This is a genomic window from Gammaproteobacteria bacterium (assembly GCA_009845905.1).
Taxonomy (GTDB): domain Bacteria; phylum Pseudomonadota; class Gammaproteobacteria; order Steroidobacterales; family Foliamicaceae; genus Foliamicus.
Genome location: VXYS01000009.1, coordinates 261378 through 276738, shown reverse-complemented (window position 1 = coordinate 276738; position 15361 = coordinate 261378). Strand labels below are relative to the sequence as shown.

The following is a 15361-nucleotide window of genomic DNA, read 5'->3' as shown; positions in this document are numbered from 1 at the left end:
TCATGTTACGGCGAGGACGGGATGTCCTCGCTCCCGGGGTCAGGGCATGCGTCGTCACGCTCCTCCCTGGATGCTGGGGCGTTCGGATACGCGGGCGTGCCAGGCCGCAAGCGCCGCACGGCCTTCCAGCACGGTGAGATCGAACTTGCCGGCCATGCGCGCGGCCATGTCCACGGCCACCCGCAGCGTGATGTCGGCGATCGTGAAGCGGCCCAGCGCCAGGTATTCGCGGCCGGTCAGCCGCCGGTCCATGAAGTCCAGGAAGTGCCGGGCGCGCTTGCGGCCCCGCTCCACCAGTTCGGGAAGCTGCGCATAGTGCACCGGACCCGGTAACGCATGATCCCGGAAGTTGTTGATCCGATTGCGCAGAGCTTCGGCGAGTCCGGGCATGCCTTCCTGCTCGACGATGTGGTTCCACATCAGGACCTGCGCGCGCTCGTCGGGACCGGACCCGAACAGGTTCGGCTCGGGATGCAGGTCCTCCAGGTAGTGGCAGATCGCCACGCACTCGCTGATGCGCGTGCCGTCGTCGGTCTCCAGCACCGGAACCTGGCACAGCGGATTGACCGCCTGGTATTCGGGGCTCAACTGCTCCTTCTTCGTCAGGTCGATCTCCACGCGCTCCATGTCCAGGCCCTTCTCGGCCAGGAAAATATGCACCCGCCGGGGGTTCGGCGCATAGGCGTAGTCGTAAAGCTTCATGCCTTCTCCAGCGTTTTCTTTGCAGTCTGACCATAGAGCATCTTGCGCTGTTCCTCGGTCAGCGGCTGGTCGGACCGCAGTTCCCTGCCGACGTCCATGCCACGCTCCAGGGCCGGACGCGCGCGGAGCCTTTCAATCCATCCGGCGACATTGGGCAACTCGTCGATGCCCTGACCGAGCCGCTTGTAGGGAGCCGCCCAGGGATAGCAGGCCATGTCAGCGATCGAATACTCGCCGGCGAGGTAATCGCGGTCCCTGAGCCTGCGCTCCATGACCGCCAGCAAGCGCCCGTATTCGTTCGTGTAGCGCTCGGTTGCGTACTCGTGCTTGCCTTCCTGGTAGATGAGGAAGTGCCCCGCCTGGCCGGCCATGGGTCCCAGTCCGGCCATCTGCCAGAACAGCCATTGCATCACGTCGAAGCGCTCGTGCGTATCGGTGGGCAGAAAGCGCCCGGTTTTCTCGGCCAGGTAGACCAGGATGGCGCCGGACTCGAACACCGAAAGCGGTCCGCCGGCCGCGTCGTTGTCGACGATCACGGGCATCCGGTGGTTGGGATTCAGCGCCAGGAACTCGGGCGTGAATTGGTCGCCCGCGCCGATGTTCACCGGCTTGATGTTGTACGGCAGTCCGCACTCCTCGAGCATGATGGTGATCTTGAACCCGTTGGGCGTCGGCCAGTAGTAGAGATCAATCAAGTTGCTGCTCCTTGTGTGTAAAACGGCGGTTATTCGGCGCGCAGCGCCAGAACGGGGTTCATGCGCGCCGCGCGCACGGCGGGGGCCACGCCCGCCAGGATTCCGATCAGCACCGCGATCATCAGGGCTGCAATGGTATAGGCCACTGAAATACTGACCGGTATGACCGGGAACAGAGCGCTCAGCAACCAGGCCGCGCCCTGGCCCAGTACCAGGCCGAGCAGGCCCCCGGCGGCACCAAGCGCAAGCGCTTCGGCCATGAACAGGCGGCGAACCTCGCGGCGGCGTGCCCCCAGCGAGCGGAACAGGCCGATCTCGAAGATGCGCTCCTGAACCGAGATGGTCATGATCGTGAAAATCCCCACGCCGCCCACCACCAGCGATATCCCCCCCAGGGCCGCGACCGCCGAAGTGATCGTGCTCAGAATCACCCGCATGGTGCTGAGCATCTGGTCCTGGGTCGTGATCGAAAAGTCTTCCGAACCGTGCCGCGCGATCAGCAGGCGCGTGATGTCGCCCTCCACCTCGCTGGCCGGCCGGTTTTCGTCGTAGCGCACGTCCACTTCCTGCACGCCCAGCATGTTGTAGATTTCCATCGTGTGCCTGACCGGCACGAAGATGATGTCGTTCATGTCGAAGCCGACCATGGTGCCGGCATCGGCAAGCACCCCGACCACACGGAAGCGCTGCCCGGCGACACGGATGTAGGCTCCGAGCGCGTTGTCCGGTCCGAACAGCCGGTTCTTCATTTCGCTGCCCAGCACCGCAAGCGGTCGCGAGGCCTCGAAGTCTTCCTTCGGCAGGAAACGGCCCGACGCGACTTCCAGCGTGAATATCTCGGGCAGGTCGGGGCCGGTCCCCAGCACCGTCACGTCGCGCTTGATGCCCTCGCGTTCCGCTTCCGCAAATCCCATGACCGCGGGGGCAACGGCCTTGACCGAACTCAGTCGCCCGATCGCCAGCGCATCGTCCAGGGTCAGCGGACGCACCGTATTGGTGTTCAGCCCGGGGGGTCCGCCGATGGTGACGGTCTTTCCGGGCGTGATGACCAGGAAGTGCGTTCCGAAGCGAGTGGCTTCGGTCTCCATGAATTCATACATGCCCTCGCCGATGGACGTGAGCAGAATCACGGCGGCGACGCCGATTCCGGTGCCGAGAGCGGTCAGCAGAGTGCGCAGACGATGCATGGACAGCGCGCGCAAAGCCAGGCGCAACAGATCCAGGGCACTCATCAGATGCGTCCCCTCAGCGCCTGCACCGGGTCCAGACGGGCCGCCTTGCGCGCCGGCAGCGCCCCGAATACCAGGCCGCTGCCCACGGCGGTAATCACCGCCGCCACCACGGCCCACCAGGGCGGCCGGATTTCAATCGCCGGGAACAGTTGCTGCGCGAACCAGATCAGCAGGTAACCCAGTCCCAGCCCGCACACGGTCCCGATTACCGCAAGAAGCGCGGCTTCGCCGATAAACAGGCGCATGATCTGCCGGCGGGCTGCTCCAATGGCCATGTAGAGGCCGATCTCCGAAGTCCGCTGGCTGACCGCCACCAGCATCACGTTCATGATCAGGACCCCGGCCACGATCAGGCTGATCCCGGCGATCCCGCCGAGTGCGGCCGTAATCGCGTTGAAGATGCCGTCGAATACCGACAGGACCGCGTCCTGGGTGATGGTTATGAAGTCCTGCTTGCCGTAATGCTGTTCCTTCAGGCGTTCGGTCAGTCGGCTGATGACTCCGGGCACAGACTCGCGGTCGCGGGCCTGAACCATGATGTTGGTCAGGGCTTCGGTGTTGAACGTGGTTGCCGCGAAAGCCACCGGCACCACCACGATCTCGCCCACGTTGATCCCGATGCTCTGGCCGGTATCGGCCAGCAGTCCCACGATCCGGCAGCGCGAGTCCCCGAGCCGCAGCCAGGTGCCCAGCGCGGGTTCGGACCCGTACAGTTCCTTGACCAGCAACTCTCCCGCCACGCACACCGGTGAAATGCGGTCCATGTCCATGCGCGGAAAGAAAGTTCCGGCGCTCAGGTCGAGCCCCCGGATGTGGAAATAGTCCCGGGTGGTGCCCATCACGAACGTTTCCCGTTCCTTCCCGCCGCGCGAGGCGGGAAGGGCGCCCATCATCATTGGCGCCGCCTTCATCACGCCCGGCACGCGCATCACCACTTCCGCGTCGCGATAGGTCAGGTCCCGGGGGGCCTCGCCCGAAAAACCGAACGGATTGGAGCCGGATTCGCCGGGATTGCCGGGCTGCACGATGATGAGTTCGGTTCCCAGGATTCGGAATTCGCCGGTAACGAACAGGCGGCCCGCCTCGCCCAGCGCGGTCAGCAGCAACACCGACACGATCCCGATCGACGTGGCGAGCATCATCATGGCGGCGCGCAGCCGGTGACGGAACATCGAGCGCGTCGCCATCAACAGCAGGTCGTTGGTTTTCATTTGCCGGGGTCTTCGTGGGCAAATGAATTGTGCCTCATGTGGCTCACGGACGCCGAACGGTTACAGTAGCGGCTTCCGATTGACCGGGGCCCACCATGTTTGCCGGTTTCGAACAACTTCTGCAGGAACACCAGGCCTGGCTGTGGTTCCTGACGGTCATGCTGGACCTGGGATTCGCGATCCTGCTGTACCGGTTCTTCGGGCGCTACGGCCTCTACGGCGCCATCGTGCTGAGCCTGGTGATGGCCAATATCCAGGGCCCGAAACTCACGACCGTCATGGGCCTTGAGACCAGCATGGCGGTCATCCTCTACTCCAGCATCTTCTTCGCCACCGACCTCCTGAGCGAGAAGTTCGGCCGGCGGGAGGCGCAACGGGCGGTCCTGCTGGGGTTTGCCGTGAGCGTGATGGTGGTTGTGATCAGCCGGGTGGGCCTGTTCTATGCGCCCACGTCGGACCCGGACACAGCCTCATACGCGTTGAGAATGCACGAGGCCATGGCGGCGCTGTTCGACTACACGCCGCGTTTCGTGTTCGGTTCGTTGCTGGCCTACCTGTTGAGCCAGAGCTTCGACGTGTGGGTGTTTCACCGGATTCGCAAGGCGACCGGCGTGAAGCACCTGTGGCTGCGCAACACCGGTTCCACGCTCCTGTCCCAGGTCGTCGATACGCTGATCTACGGCCTGGTCGTGTGGTGGGGGATCGTCGACCTCGTGACCGCGCTGCAACTGGCTGCGGCCAAGTACGTATTCAAGTTCCTGATCGCGGTGATCGATACGCCGTTCATCTACTGGGCCCGGACCTGGAAGCGGACCGGGCTCGCGCGCGCCGCGGCCGAGCGTTAACCGCCCGGTTCTTTTCCGAAGTCTCGAGGGAGCGCGACCATGTCGCCGAGGGTGCCCCGGCGACATGGGCGCCCGAGAAATCCTGTTACAAGCTTCCCTTGGATATCAGGTTCCAGGCACGTACGCCCAGCACGCCCGCGCCGCCTGACAGGTAAACGACCGCAACCTGGTCGACGATGGCGTCGAGGAAGCCGCCGACTGCCTGGACGTTTGAAAGCACGTCCGCTCCGCCGGCCGCGGCGACCACCAGTGCGGTGGTAAGAAACGCCTGCGGATTTGCGGCATCAACGTTCATCACGGCATAAGCCACTCCGAGCACGACCATGGCCAGCGGGAGAAGGCCGCCGGGGACCGCGCCGGGCGCAAGGCCCTCTACTACAGCAGCAAGGATCGCAAGACTGTAAACCACACGTGTCGCCATTTCCATTCCTCCCATGTTGGCTAAACAAGCTTCCCAACCTTATCACGCGAAATCGGGAAGCCGGGAAGCGCCGGCTGGGGCAAGGCGATGGCCTTATGGTTGCCCGGAATCAGAGGCGCTCGTCGCCGCCGATACGGCCGTCCAGCATGGTCAGCCGCCGCCGCGCGCGGCGGCCGAGGTCCGGGTCGTGGGTCACGACAACCAGTGTCAGCCCGTCCTCGTTCAGCGATTCCAGAAGCCGGATGATTTCCATGCTCGAGCGCGAATCGAGGTTGCCGGTCGGCTCGTCGGCCAGCAGCAATTTAGGCGACATCACGATGGAGCGGGCGATGGCGGCGCGCTGTAGCTGACCGCCCGAGAGCTGGTTCGGACGGTGCTCCATGCGGTCGGCCAGCTCGACGCGCTCAAGTGCGTGCCTGACCTTCTCGCGGCGCTTGCGGCGGCGCCAGCCGGCCAGCGTCAGCGGCAGTTCGACGTTCTCGAAGGCGGTCAGGCGCGGGACCAGGTGAAAGAACTGGAACACGAAGCCGATCACCTCGCGCCGGGTGCGCGCCAGCTTGTCGTCGGACATCTTCGCGGTGTCTTCGCCGAGCAGGCGGTAGCTGCCGCCGTCCGGCGAGTCCAGCAGTCCGATGATGTTCAGCAGCGTTGACTTGCCGGACCCGGACGGTCCCATGATCGACAGGTACTCGCCGGACTCGACTTCCAGCGTGATGTTGCGCAAGGCATGCACCACCTGCTCTCCGACCGGGTAGTCGCGGAAAACGCTGGTGAGGGCCAACACCGGGCGATACCCTCAGGCCGGAATCGGCTGCGGTCTATTCCGCTGCGCGCACTGCCGGCGCGCCCGGCTCGACGCCCGCGCGGTCCAGGCTCAGGACCACGAGCTCCCCGTTCCTGGCCCCTTCGGTGATTTCGGTGAATTCCCAGTTGCCCAGGCCGATCTCGACCCTGCGTTCCTCGAGACGCCCGGTTTCCGTGTTCAGCACCATGATCCGTTCGTCCTCGATGACCGCCTCCGTCGGCACGCGGAGGGCTTCGTCGCGCACGTCCACGATCACTTCCACGTCGGCGCTGTAGCCGGGCATCAGCCCGTAGCGCTGCGGGTTGTCGATCTCGGCCTCGATCTCCACGGTGCGCGCCTGTTTCTCCAGGTCCAGCACGTAAGGGGCAACGCGCCGCACGAATCCGGGAAAGAACTGGTCCGGGAAAGCGTCGAGCAGGATCCGGGCTTCCTGGCCGGCCTGGACCAGCGGCGCATCGACCTCGTCGATCGGGGCGGTGATGTACAGGCAGTTGTTGTCGATGACGTCCACCGTGGGCAGCGTCGCCACGCCCATCGGCGACGGGGTCACGAACTCGCCCAGTTCGCCGTTGATTTCGGCGATTACGCCGTCGAAGGGCGAGCGCAGTATGGTGCGCTCCAGGCGTGCGCGGTTGACTTCCACACGGGCCTCGGCTGCGCTTGCGGAGTCGTTGGACGCCTTGCAGGAGGCGGCCCGCGCTTCGGCTTCGGCCTGCGCCCTTTCCAGTTCCTCCTCGGAGACCAGGTTGTCGTCACGCAGCTTGGCCAGGCGCACCGCCTCGCGCGCCGCCAGATCGGCGCGCGTGCAGCTCTCCGCCGCCCGCGAGCGCTCCGCGATCAGGTTGCGCTGCGAGAGTTCGATTTCCGAGCGCAGGTCCTCGTTCCAGATCTCAAGAAGAACCTGGCCTTCGGTCACGGAGTCGCCCTCCGCTACGGGAAGACTCGCGATCTGACCCGCGGAAGCCGGCGACATCTGCGCCCGCCGGCAGGCATCCACGGTGCCTGCGCGGGTGTTCAGCACCGTCTTGCGAATCTCCCCGGTGGTCACCTCGGCGACCCGCACTTCGACGCCGTCTTCACCGCGCGAAAACAGCATGAGGGCGCCCACGACCAGGACCGCGGCGATCGCGATCCAGATGCCGTACTTGACTGCCGGGCGCATGGCTGCGTGAGTATAGCCGCGTCCGACCGGCCACCCGCGTTATATTTCCCGAATGACCGCCCGCACCCGAGACACCCTCCCCGAACACGGCCACAACATCCGCGGCCGGGGCGCCCGCGGCAACCTGCCCGGCCGCTTCGAGCGGCAGACCTACGAGCCGGATCCGGGCGTCGCCGAGATGGCCCCGCATCCCGAAACCGAGCTGATCCCCGAACTCAGCAAGACCATCATCAGCCGCAACAAGTCGCCGGATGTCGGCTTCGAACAGTCCATCAATCCGTACAAGGGTTGCGAGCACGGTTGCATCTACTGCTTTGCGCGCCCGGCGCATGCCTACCTCGATTTTTCCCCCGGCCTCGACTTCGAGACCAAAATCGTCCACAAGCCCAACGCCGCCGAGCTGCTCAGGAAGGAACTGGCCAAACCCGGATATCGGTGCTCGCCGATAGCTCTGGGCATAAACACCGACGGCTACCAGCCGTTTGAGAAGCAGTTGCGCAGCACGCGCTCGCTGCTCGAGATCATGCTCGAAACCCGCCACCCGGTAACGATCGTCACCAAGTCCGCGCTGGTGGAACGCGATCTGGACCTGCTGGGCGAACTGGCGCGGCTGGGCCTTACCCAGGTCGCGCTGAGCATCACAACGCTGGACGACGAACTCAAGCGCCGCATGGAGCCGCGCACCGCATCGCCCCGCCGACGGCTGACGACCGTCGAACGCCTCACCGAGGCCGGCGTGCCGACAGGGGTCATGTTCGCTCCCGTCATTCCCGCGCTCAACGACCACGAACTCGAAGCCGTCCTCGAGGCGTCTGCCGAGGCCGGCGCGCTGTGGGCCGGCTACGCGGTACTGCGCCTGCCCAACGAAGTCCGCCCGCTGTTCAAGGACTGGCTGGCCGAGCAGTACCCCCTGCGCGCCGAACATGTCATGAGCCGCGTCCGCCAGATCCGCGGCGGCAGGGAGAACGACACGACCTTCGGCCGCCGCATGCGCGGCCAGGGCCAATACGCCGACCTGCTCCGCCAGCGCTTCGACCGCGCCTGCCGCCGCCACGGCCTGAATCGCGGCACCCGCCCGCAACTCAAGACCACGCTCTTCCGCCCGCCCGCCGCTCCGCCAAAGCCTGCGCGCCGTTCTCGACGGAACACGGTTCCGGAGGAGCAACTCTCACTTCTGTCTTGATCGTTCCCTTGACCCTGTTATCCGCAATTTGGGCGGCGCTTGCCGTTCTCGCGTTCGCAGTGAGCTTCAAGGTGCGCGATATCACCGGCCGGATCGGCGGTAGCGGTTGGGGCAGGCATATCGACGCGCGCTGGGGCTGGTTCTGGATGGAGCTGCCAGCGCTCGTCATGTTCCCCGCGGTTTACTTCGCAAGTGGGAACCTCCACCTCGTCGGAAACATTGCGGTTGCGCTGTGGCTGGCGCACTACGCCCATCGCACCCTGGCTTGGCCCCTCGTCGTACTCAAACCGGGCGCCACGATACCGTCCGGGATGTGGATGAGCGGAGGGGCCTTCAACGTAATCAACGGCGCCTTGCTGGGGTCCTACCTGGCGTTCGCTCCCCAGCTCGGTGAAGCCTGGCTGTCCGATCCGCGATTCATTCTGGGCGTGGTCCTGATGCTCGGCGGCGCCTGGCTCAACCTGTGGTCGGACTACCGTCTGCTCGCCCTGCGCCGTCGCAGCGGGCACCAACGCGTCATGCCCGATGGCGGCGCGTTCAACCTGAGCTGCTGCCCGAACCTGCTGGGCGAAATCATCGAATGGCTCGGCTTCGCCCTCCTGACCTGGTGCCTGCCCGCGCTCGCCTTCGCCCTCTGGAGCATCGCCAATCTCGTCCCCCGGGCACTCTGGCGCCGCTCCTGGTACCGCACCAACTTCCCCGACTTCCCCAGGACCCGCGCCGCCCTGATCCCCGGCCTGCTTTAGCACTCAATAAGCGGACTAAGCCGGCTGCCATTCGCGGAGTTGCTGATCCCGTTTCAGCACCAGTTGCTGGAACATCAGGCCATCGAATACGGACTCGAGTGTGAATCCATCCTCGCCGAGATCAGTTGCGGGCAGGGCGCTTCGCGCCTCGTCCTCGAATGTCGCCTTCAGCCGGAAGTCTTGCTGGTATGCGGAATGCCACCAGTCCAGAAGTCGCGGCTTTGCGCTGTCCAGCGCTTCAGGACTTGGCAGTCGATCGGACTTGTTCTGGTTGGCGCGGCGGTCGCTGGGCAGCAGATTCCATAAGTCATTGCACGGCCAGGCGGCGAAGGGTAAGCAATGATCAATCTCAAACACTTTCGTCAGCCTCTTTCCGGTCCACACGCAATAGAGAAATCCATCAGCGCGCAGAATTTCCGCGCGCCTTCGGGCAATATCGGTGTCGTGCTCGGGAGCAAGCCACTCGAGAGCTTTCCAGTGCGCGTCCCAGGATTGCTTGCCTTCCGTGGTTTTCTGTTCATAAGTCCGCATCATCCGTATCCATTCGTTCAATACCGCCGGCTCCAGCCAGGCTGCATAACGGCCCATGGCCTGCCAGAGATTACGCGGCACCGAAAAGGAACCTAACGACCACAGGAAAGCCTCATCAATGCTGACCGAGTTCCTCACGCGCACCGGACCATTGCGAGTGCACGGAAAAACGGGCTTGTCGCTTCCGGGGTAGGTAATGTAGTTGGCCGGCATACGTCGAATGCAGTTCGCTGCTTCGCGAATCGCCAGAATCAGGTTTTCGGCATCCTTTTCGCTGAAGCGCTGGCCAACGCGCAGATCGAATGGCGATCGGTCCATCAGACCTCGAAAACCTGCCTTTACGAAGCCCAGGTGCTGATTGCCGCGAGGCTGTTGCGGAAGGTCCGCCTTGATCAGCGGCTGGAAGGATCGGATCCAGTAGAGCGCCACAAGTCCGAGGGGCAATACCACGTCATCATCGCCGGCTCCGGGACGCGCGAAGCCTGCGGCGCCGTCGGCGATTCGCAACAGCGCCCGCAACAAGGCCAGTTTGTAGGTTGAAGATTTCTGATCATTGAACACAACGTGCCGAAGCAGCGGCAATGCGCCCGTACCGTCGTCCGGCAACTGCAGCCAAACAGCCTCCCATGAGACTTCCTTTCGCCCGCTCGCGTCATTGCTTTCCGTCACACGGATCACCTGCAGTCCGTGTCGTCGCGCCAGTCGTTCTATTTCCGCAGAGGTGGCGGGCACCATGGGGCGTTCCGGCGAGGGCGGGCCCTGGCGAAGGCTGATCATCATGCTGCCGCCGGGGCTGAGCACCGAAACGAGCTTGCGAAAGGCCCGATGTCTCTGGCTGGCTGGCAAGTGGTGCCAGACGGCGCTTACCCACACGAGGTCGAAAGAGGACTTGGTTTGCAGCAACTTTTCGAGCGCCGGAAGCCGGTCATCAAGCCAACGAATTTTCGACGACTTGTGTCGTGCGTTGCCCGCCTCGCGCATTCCGGAAGAAGGTTCGACCGCCACGACGCTATGGCCCCGCTCCGCAAACCAGGCGGCATCCCGTCCGCTTCCCGCACCCACGTCCAACACATTGCCGGAAGACTCGGGCAGCAGGTCCGCAACCTGCCGATGCACGCTGACAAACGGTATGCGTTCGTAGCCATCGGAGAGCACTGGCGCCCTGGCGTTGTACGCCGCCACGACATCGCGCACTCCGAAGCTCTCGGATCGAGCCGTAGCCGAGATGTTCCCCGGACTATTGTCGGAATGGCCGGACACTAATTCCGTTGGCATCTTTCGCCGGATGAAAAGGCTTGTTCTTGATTCTTGCTGTTGGTCTAAAGCCGCTTACAAGAAGCCTGCAGTAACCGCAGGCGACACGCACGGCGTTTCCTGACAATAGCATGCAGCGACAACTGTTGGCCATGCGCGCCTGCTTGTTCAACAGCGCGCTTTCGCCGAGAATTTATCTTGAATGGAGATCCGCCATCCGGGCGGTGAGGAAGTTCCGAGGAGGGAACAAGAGATGGAGATTCAACTTACTTTGCAGCATATCGGGATGCAGCTGGACGATACGAAGAAGACGTTCTATACGGAACGCAAGGAACTGCAACCTGATCCCGAAATGCTGGGCCAGCTCGTGGAGGATTTCCGCGACGAGCTGGACAAGCTTGACAGTCAGGTGCGCTCGTTGCGCTGCGGACTGCAGCGAATGGAAGACAGCCTGGAAGTTATCGAACTGTCGGAAGCTTGAACGGCGGAGCTACGTGAACAGGCCAAATGCCGCAACGGTCGCGGCCAGTCCGACGGTGGCAGCGTAAAAGTGATTGGTCAGGCGCGTTTCGAGCGCGGCCATTTCGGCGCGCAGTTCGCTACCCAGCTTCGCGAGATCTGATTTCGTTGCGGAGTCTTGGCGCTGCTGTATTGCTTCGGCGATGGCTTCCGCCTGGGCGCGCTCCACGCCCGCGGATTCGAGCGCTCGCGCAGCTTGAAAGGTATCGAAAGCGGCGGCAGCCATGTCGCGCATTGTAACGCTGGGAGGTGTGGCGGCCTGGTCGAAATTGAAGCTCAAGCGTGCCTATTTCCGCACCGTGGGCAACGGGTTGCAACCGCGCTGCTTTTTGCGTCGCGACTCAGGTCGGGGCATCAATGGCTACGGAGCGGAGGAGTTCGACGTTGCCGCCTTTGGCGGTGGTGTTGATGGTGATGGTTTTTTCGACGGCGAAGCGGTGCAGGTAGTGGGGGCCGCCGGCCTTGGGCCCGGTGCCGGACAGGCCCATGCCGCCGAAGGGTTGCACGCCTACCACGGCGCCGACCATGTCGCGGTTTACATATATGTTTCCGACGCGCGCACGCGCGATGACCTCGTTCACGCGGGCGTCGATGCGGCTCTGCACGCCCAGGGTCAGTCCGAATTCGAGGCGGTTGATCGAGTCCACCAACCCTGCCAGGTCGGCGGCGTCGAAGCGCAATACGTGCATGACCGGGCCGAAACACTCGCCCTCAAGCTGCGCCAGGCTTTCCAGTTCGATGATGTGCGGTCGGATGTACGGGCCTTCCAGCGATTCGTTGAGCCGGCCGCCGGTCCAGACTTCGCAGCCCAGCGAGCGCATGCGCTCGATGTGCGCCTGGATCCGGTCCAGGGAAGGCTGGTCGATGATGGGGCCGATGTCCGTTGAAGGGTCGTGCGGGTCGCCGATCGTCAGTTCGGTCGCTGCGCCGCGGATCGATTCCAGCAGCGTGTCGGCCACCTCGTCCTGCACGCACAGCACCCGCAGGGCGGAGCAGCGCTGGCCGGCGCTCAGGAACGCCGAGCGTATGGCGTCGTCGGTGGTCTGTTCGATAAGGGCCGACGAGTCCGCGACCATCACGTTCTGACCGCCGGTCTCGGCGATGAACGGCACGATGGGACGGTTGGACTTGCCGGCCAACGCGGACTGAATGCGCGCCGCGGTGTCCGTGCCTCCGGTAAACGCCACGCCGGCGATTCTCGGGTGATTGACCAGCGCCGCGCCCACGTCCCCGGCGCCGGCGACCAGTCGCAGCACGTCCGCAGGGACGCCGGTGCTGTGCAGCAGGTCCACGGCCAACTTCGCGATGCGCGGGGTCTGCTCGGCGGGCTTGGCCAGCACGGCGTTGCCGGCCAGCAGGGCGGCGGACACCTGGCCCAGGAAGATCGCCAGCGGAAAGTTCCAGGGGCTGATGCACACGAACACGCCGCGTCCGTGCAGGCTCAGGTCGTTGGACTCTCCGGTGGGCCCGTCCTGGGCCATGGGCGATTCAAAATCCCGTTCCGCCTGGCGGGCGTAGTAGCGCATGAAATCCACCGCCTCGCGCACTTCGGCCACCGCATCGTCCACCGTCTTGCCGGCCTCGCCGGCCAGCACGCGGAAGAACTCGTTACGCCCTTCTTCCAGCGCATCCGCCGCCGTCCTCAATACGTTGGCGCGCCGCCGTCCGCCGAGCGCGTTCCAGGCCGGCTGGGCTTCGGCTGCAGTCTTGACCCAGGCGTCGATCTCACCGGAAGCCGGGTCCGCGGCTTGCGGCTCAGGCATGTCGGCCCGTTCCGAAAGGAGCGCTGAAAAACGTCCCAGCGCGGTTTGCGAGGCCAGGTCGCAACCGGCCGAGTTGGGGCGGTCCGGTCCGTACAGCAGCTCGGGTGTGGGTAGTGTCGAAGAGGTCCGGGCCAGCGAGATCTCGATCGGGTCGGACACGATCGCCTCGGGCGCAAGCTCCTCGTCGTAGAGCCGGTTGACGAAGCTGGAGTTGGCGCCGTTCTCCAGCAGCCGCCGGACCAGGTAGGCGAGCAGGTCCTCGTAGAGGCCGGCCGGCGCATAGACACGAACCGGCGGGAAGTCGTCGAACATCTCGCGCGCGGTTTCGTGCAGGCGCTCGCCCATGCCGTGAATACGCTGCAGTTCCATGTTCGAGCGGTCTTCGTCCGTAAGCGCGAGCACCGTCGTCAGCGTGTGGGCATTGTGCGTGGCGAAGGCGCAGAACAGGTGCGGGCGCTCGGCCAGCATGGCCTCGGCGCAGGATAGGTAGGACGTGTCGGTGTTGTCCTTGGCCGTGAACACCGGGTAGTCGGGCATGCCGGCGATCTGGGCGCGTTTGATCTCCGCGTCCCAGTAGGCGCCCTTGACCAGCCGAACGGAAATCTGCCGCCGGGTGGCCTGCGCCAGTTCGCTCAGCCATCGGATCACCCGCTTGGCGCGCTTGCCGTAGCCCTGCACAGCCAGTCCCAGGCCGTTCCAGCCGCGCAACGAGGGCTCCGCGCACAGGCGCTCGGTCAGCTCCAGCGACAGGATCAGCCGGTCGGCCTCTTCGGCGTCCAGGCACAGCGGGATGTCGTGCTCGCGGGCGAGCTCGCACAGCCTGAGCAGCCGCGGATACATCTCTTGGTGAACCCTTGCGGACTGCCTGGCGTCGTAGCGCGGGTGCAGCGCGGTGAGCTTGATGGACATGCCGCAGCGGCGCGCCGGCTTGTCCGGCTGCCGTTCCCCCACCATCGGAATCGCCTTGCAATAGGCCTGGAAATAGTCGTCGGCGACCCCGGCCGTGCGCGCGCCTTCGCCCAGGATGTCGAACGAATACTCGACGCTATCGTCCAGCCTGTAGGCGCGCTTTACGGCTTCCTCCATGGTCTCGCCCATCACGAATTCCTGGCCGAGAATGCTCATGGCCTGCCGTACGGCCCCGCGGATGACCGGTTCGCCGAGGCGACCCGCCAGCGACTGCAGCACTGCGCCGCCGGACTGGCCCTCGAAGCGGCGCATGGACACCGCCCGGCCGGTGAGCATCAGCGCCCAGGTGGAGGCGTTCACCAGCAATGAACTCGAATGACCCAGGTGCTCGTCCCAGTGCGCCGGACCCAGCTTGTCGGCGATGAGTTCGTCGGCGGTCTGCGGGTCGGGCACCCGCAGCAGGGACTCGGCCAGACACATCAGCGCCACGCCCTCGTCGTTGTGCAGCCCGAACTCGTTGAGGAAGGCGTCCAGCATGGTGGGGCCTTTCGGCGAAGTGCGCACCCGGCGCACCAGTTCGGCGGCCTGTTCGACGATGGACCGGCGCGTGGCTTCGTCGAGCGTGAATTCTTTCGCCAGCCGCCTCACGAGCGGAATTTCCGGCGCAAACTTGTGTTTGTCGATTCGATTCAGTGCGCTGCTCATCTCACATCTCTTCGTGTTCGTTCCTGGCCGCCTATTTCACCACTTTTTTCGCCGCCGTCGGCCCGCCGGAAAGAGTAGTATGCGCGCGCCCTTCCCGCGCGGTTCAGCGCCCGGATCCGGACAAGGTTGTCACGCGGCCCTGGCCGCCGCCCATACCTGCACATGCTCGGCGCCGGCGGCGATAAGCGCCGCCGCCATAGCGTCGGCCGTTGCCCCCGTCGTCACCACGTCGTCCACTATCGCCGGCCGGAGCGGCGACTGCGCGCATGCAAATGCTCCCGCGACGTTCAGGCGGCGTTCCTCGTCGCTCAGGCGGCTCTGCATGCGCGTGTGCCGGACCCGGCGGCAGAGGTCCGGCAGCATCGGCACGCCGATTTCGCGCGCGATGAGGCGGGCGATTTCCTCCGCCTGATTGAAACCACGCTTCGCCAGCCGGCGCGGATGCAGTGGAACGGGAGCCAGCGCTTCGGGCACTTCCAGTACGCCCCGCTCGACTTGCGAGCGAACGCCCTCGGCAATGGCCTGGCCGAGCGCCCGCGCCAGGTGCATCCGGCGGCCGAATTTCAGCCCGAGGAGCAGTCGGTCCACCGGATAGTCGTAGGCAAGCGGAGCAACCATTCGGTGAAAGCCCGGAGGCCGGAACGAACAACGCATGCAAGTGCCCGTGACAGCGGTCCC

At 64.9% G+C, this 15361-nt stretch carries 15 protein-coding genes; 4 read left to right on the top strand and 11 right to left on the bottom strand.

Annotated elements, in window-relative coordinates; genetic code table 11:
* Window positions 1-54 precede the first annotated feature (54 nt).
* The 4 genes from F4036_08770 to F4036_08755 are packed head-to-tail and all read right to left on the bottom strand — an operon-like array spanning window position 55 to window position 3840.
* Complete coding sequence (locus F4036_08770; GenBank protein ID MYK37831.1) at window positions 55-702, bottom strand: glutathione S-transferase family protein; 648 nt, start codon at window positions 700-702, stop codon at window positions 55-57.
* Window positions 699-1397, bottom strand: a complete 699-nt coding sequence (locus F4036_08765; GenBank protein ID MYK37830.1) for a thiol:disulfide oxidoreductase — start codon at window positions 1395-1397, stop codon at window positions 699-701. Before F4036_08765 ends, F4036_08770 begins: the two co-directional genes overlap by 4 nt.
* 29 nt (window positions 1398-1426) lie before the next feature.
* Entirely contained in the window at window positions 1427-2629 is a 1203-nt protein-coding gene (locus F4036_08760) for an FtsX-like permease family protein (GenBank protein MYK37829.1), read from the bottom strand.
* A complete protein-coding gene (locus F4036_08755) occupies window positions 2629-3840 on the bottom strand; it encodes an FtsX-like permease family protein (GenBank protein MYK37828.1) in 1212 nt (403 codons plus the stop codon). The genes F4036_08760 and F4036_08755 overlap by 1 nt, the downstream gene beginning before the upstream one ends.
* Before the next feature lie 95 nt (window positions 3841-3935).
* On the opposite strand from F4036_08755, the gene F4036_08750 reads away from it, so the two are divergent.
* Entirely contained in the window at window positions 3936-4685 is a 750-nt protein-coding gene (locus tag F4036_08750) for a queuosine precursor transporter (GenBank protein MYK37827.1), read from the top strand.
* Window positions 4686-4770: 85 nt separating this feature from the next.
* On the opposite strand, the gene F4036_08745 is transcribed toward F4036_08750, so the two are convergent.
* From F4036_08745 to F4036_08735, 3 genes are all read right to left on the bottom strand, one after another.
* Entirely contained in the window at window positions 4771-5106 is a 336-nt protein-coding gene (locus tag F4036_08745) for a hypothetical protein (protein MYK37826.1), read from the bottom strand.
* Between the two features lie 109 nt (window positions 5107-5215).
* Window positions 5216-5890 carry an ABC transporter ATP-binding protein gene (locus F4036_08740; protein ID MYK37825.1) on the bottom strand — a complete coding sequence of 225 codons (675 nt, stop codon included), beginning with the start codon at window positions 5888-5890 and terminating at the stop codon, window positions 5216-5218.
* 34 nt (window positions 5891-5924) lie between these two features.
* Entirely contained in the window at window positions 5925-7073 is a 1149-nt protein-coding gene (locus F4036_08735) for an efflux RND transporter periplasmic adaptor subunit (protein MYK37824.1), read from the bottom strand.
* Window positions 7074-7125: 52 nt separating this feature from the next.
* Here F4036_08735 and F4036_08730 point away from each other — a divergent pair, with 52 nt between their 5' ends.
* Complete coding sequence (locus F4036_08730) at window positions 7126-8256, top strand: PA0069 family radical SAM protein (GenBank protein ID MYK37823.1); 1131 nt, start codon at window positions 7126-7128, stop codon at window positions 8254-8256.
* A 59-nt stretch (window positions 8257-8315) separates the two neighbouring features.
* A complete protein-coding gene (locus tag F4036_08725) occupies window positions 8316-9002 on the top strand; it encodes a DUF1295 domain-containing protein (protein MYK37822.1) in 687 nt (228 codons plus the stop codon).
* Window positions 9003-9017: 15 nt separating this feature from the next.
* Here F4036_08725 and F4036_08720 read toward each other — a convergent pair whose 3' ends face one another.
* A complete protein-coding gene (locus F4036_08720; GenBank protein MYK37821.1) occupies window positions 9018-10808 on the bottom strand; it encodes a methyltransferase domain-containing protein in 1791 nt (596 codons plus the stop codon).
* 232 nt (window positions 10809-11040) lie between these two features.
* Between F4036_08720 and F4036_08715 the strand changes: the two genes are divergently transcribed.
* Complete coding sequence (locus F4036_08715; GenBank protein MYK37820.1) at window positions 11041-11268, top strand: hypothetical protein; 228 nt, start codon at window positions 11041-11043, stop codon at window positions 11266-11268.
* A 9-nt stretch (window positions 11269-11277) separates the two neighbouring features.
* Here the strand turns inward: F4036_08715 and F4036_08710 are convergent, their stop codons facing one another.
* The 3 genes from F4036_08710 to F4036_08700 form a co-directional block, all read right to left on the bottom strand.
* A complete protein-coding gene (locus F4036_08710) occupies window positions 11278-11532 on the bottom strand; it encodes a hypothetical protein (protein ID MYK37819.1) in 255 nt (84 codons plus the stop codon).
* Between the two features lie 115 nt (window positions 11533-11647).
* The gene (putA, locus tag F4036_08705; protein ID MYK37818.1) at window positions 11648-14683 is read right to left on the bottom strand and encodes a bifunctional proline dehydrogenase/L-glutamate gamma-semialdehyde dehydrogenase PutA; all 3036 of its coding nucleotides are present in this window, start codon (window positions 14681-14683) and stop codon (window positions 11648-11650) included.
* Window positions 14684-14812: 129 nt separating this feature from the next.
* Window positions 14813-15301, bottom strand: a complete 489-nt coding sequence (locus F4036_08700) for a ComF family protein (protein MYK37817.1) — start codon at window positions 15299-15301, stop codon at window positions 14813-14815.
* Window positions 15302-15361 lie beyond the last annotated feature (60 nt).

Bases quoted from the DNA above. Each gene is read 5' to 3' on its own strand.
- F4036_08770 (MYK37831.1), bottom strand. From the start codon at position 702: ATGAAGCTTTACGACTACGCCTATGCGCCGAACCCCCGGCGGGTGCAT.
- F4036_08760 (MYK37829.1), bottom strand. From the start codon at position 2,629: ATGAGTGCCCTGGATCTGTTGCGCCTGGCTTTGCGCGCGCTGTCCATG.
- F4036_08755 (MYK37828.1), bottom strand. From the start codon at position 3,840: ATGAAAACCAACGACCTGCTGTTGATGGCGACGCGCTCGATGTTCCGT.
- F4036_08750 (MYK37827.1), top strand. From the start codon at position 3,936: ATGTTTGCCGGTTTCGAACAACTTCTGCAGGAACACCAGGCCTGGCTG.
- F4036_08745 (MYK37826.1), bottom strand. From the start codon at position 5,106: ATGGCGACACGTGTGGTTTACAGTCTTGCGATCCTTGCTGCTGTAGTA.
- F4036_08735 (MYK37824.1), bottom strand. From the start codon at position 7,073: ATGCGCCCGGCAGTCAAGTACGGCATCTGGATCGCGATCGCCGCGGTC.
- F4036_08730 (MYK37823.1), top strand. From the start codon at position 7,126: ATGACCGCCCGCACCCGAGACACCCTCCCCGAACACGGCCACAACATC.
- F4036_08720 (MYK37821.1), bottom strand. From the start codon at position 10,808: ATGCCAACGGAATTAGTGTCCGGCCATTCCGACAATAGTCCGGGGAAC.
- F4036_08715 (MYK37820.1), top strand. From the start codon at position 11,041: ATGGAGATTCAACTTACTTTGCAGCATATCGGGATGCAGCTGGACGAT.
- F4036_08710 (MYK37819.1), bottom strand. From the start codon at position 11,532: ATGGCTGCCGCCGCTTTCGATACCTTTCAAGCTGCGCGAGCGCTCGAA.
- putA (MYK37818.1), bottom strand. From the start codon at position 14,683: ATGAGCAGCGCACTGAATCGAATCGACAAACACAAGTTTGCGCCGGAA.
- F4036_08700 (MYK37817.1), bottom strand. From the start codon at position 15,301: ATGGTTGCTCCGCTTGCCTACGACTATCCGGTGGACCGACTGCTCCTC.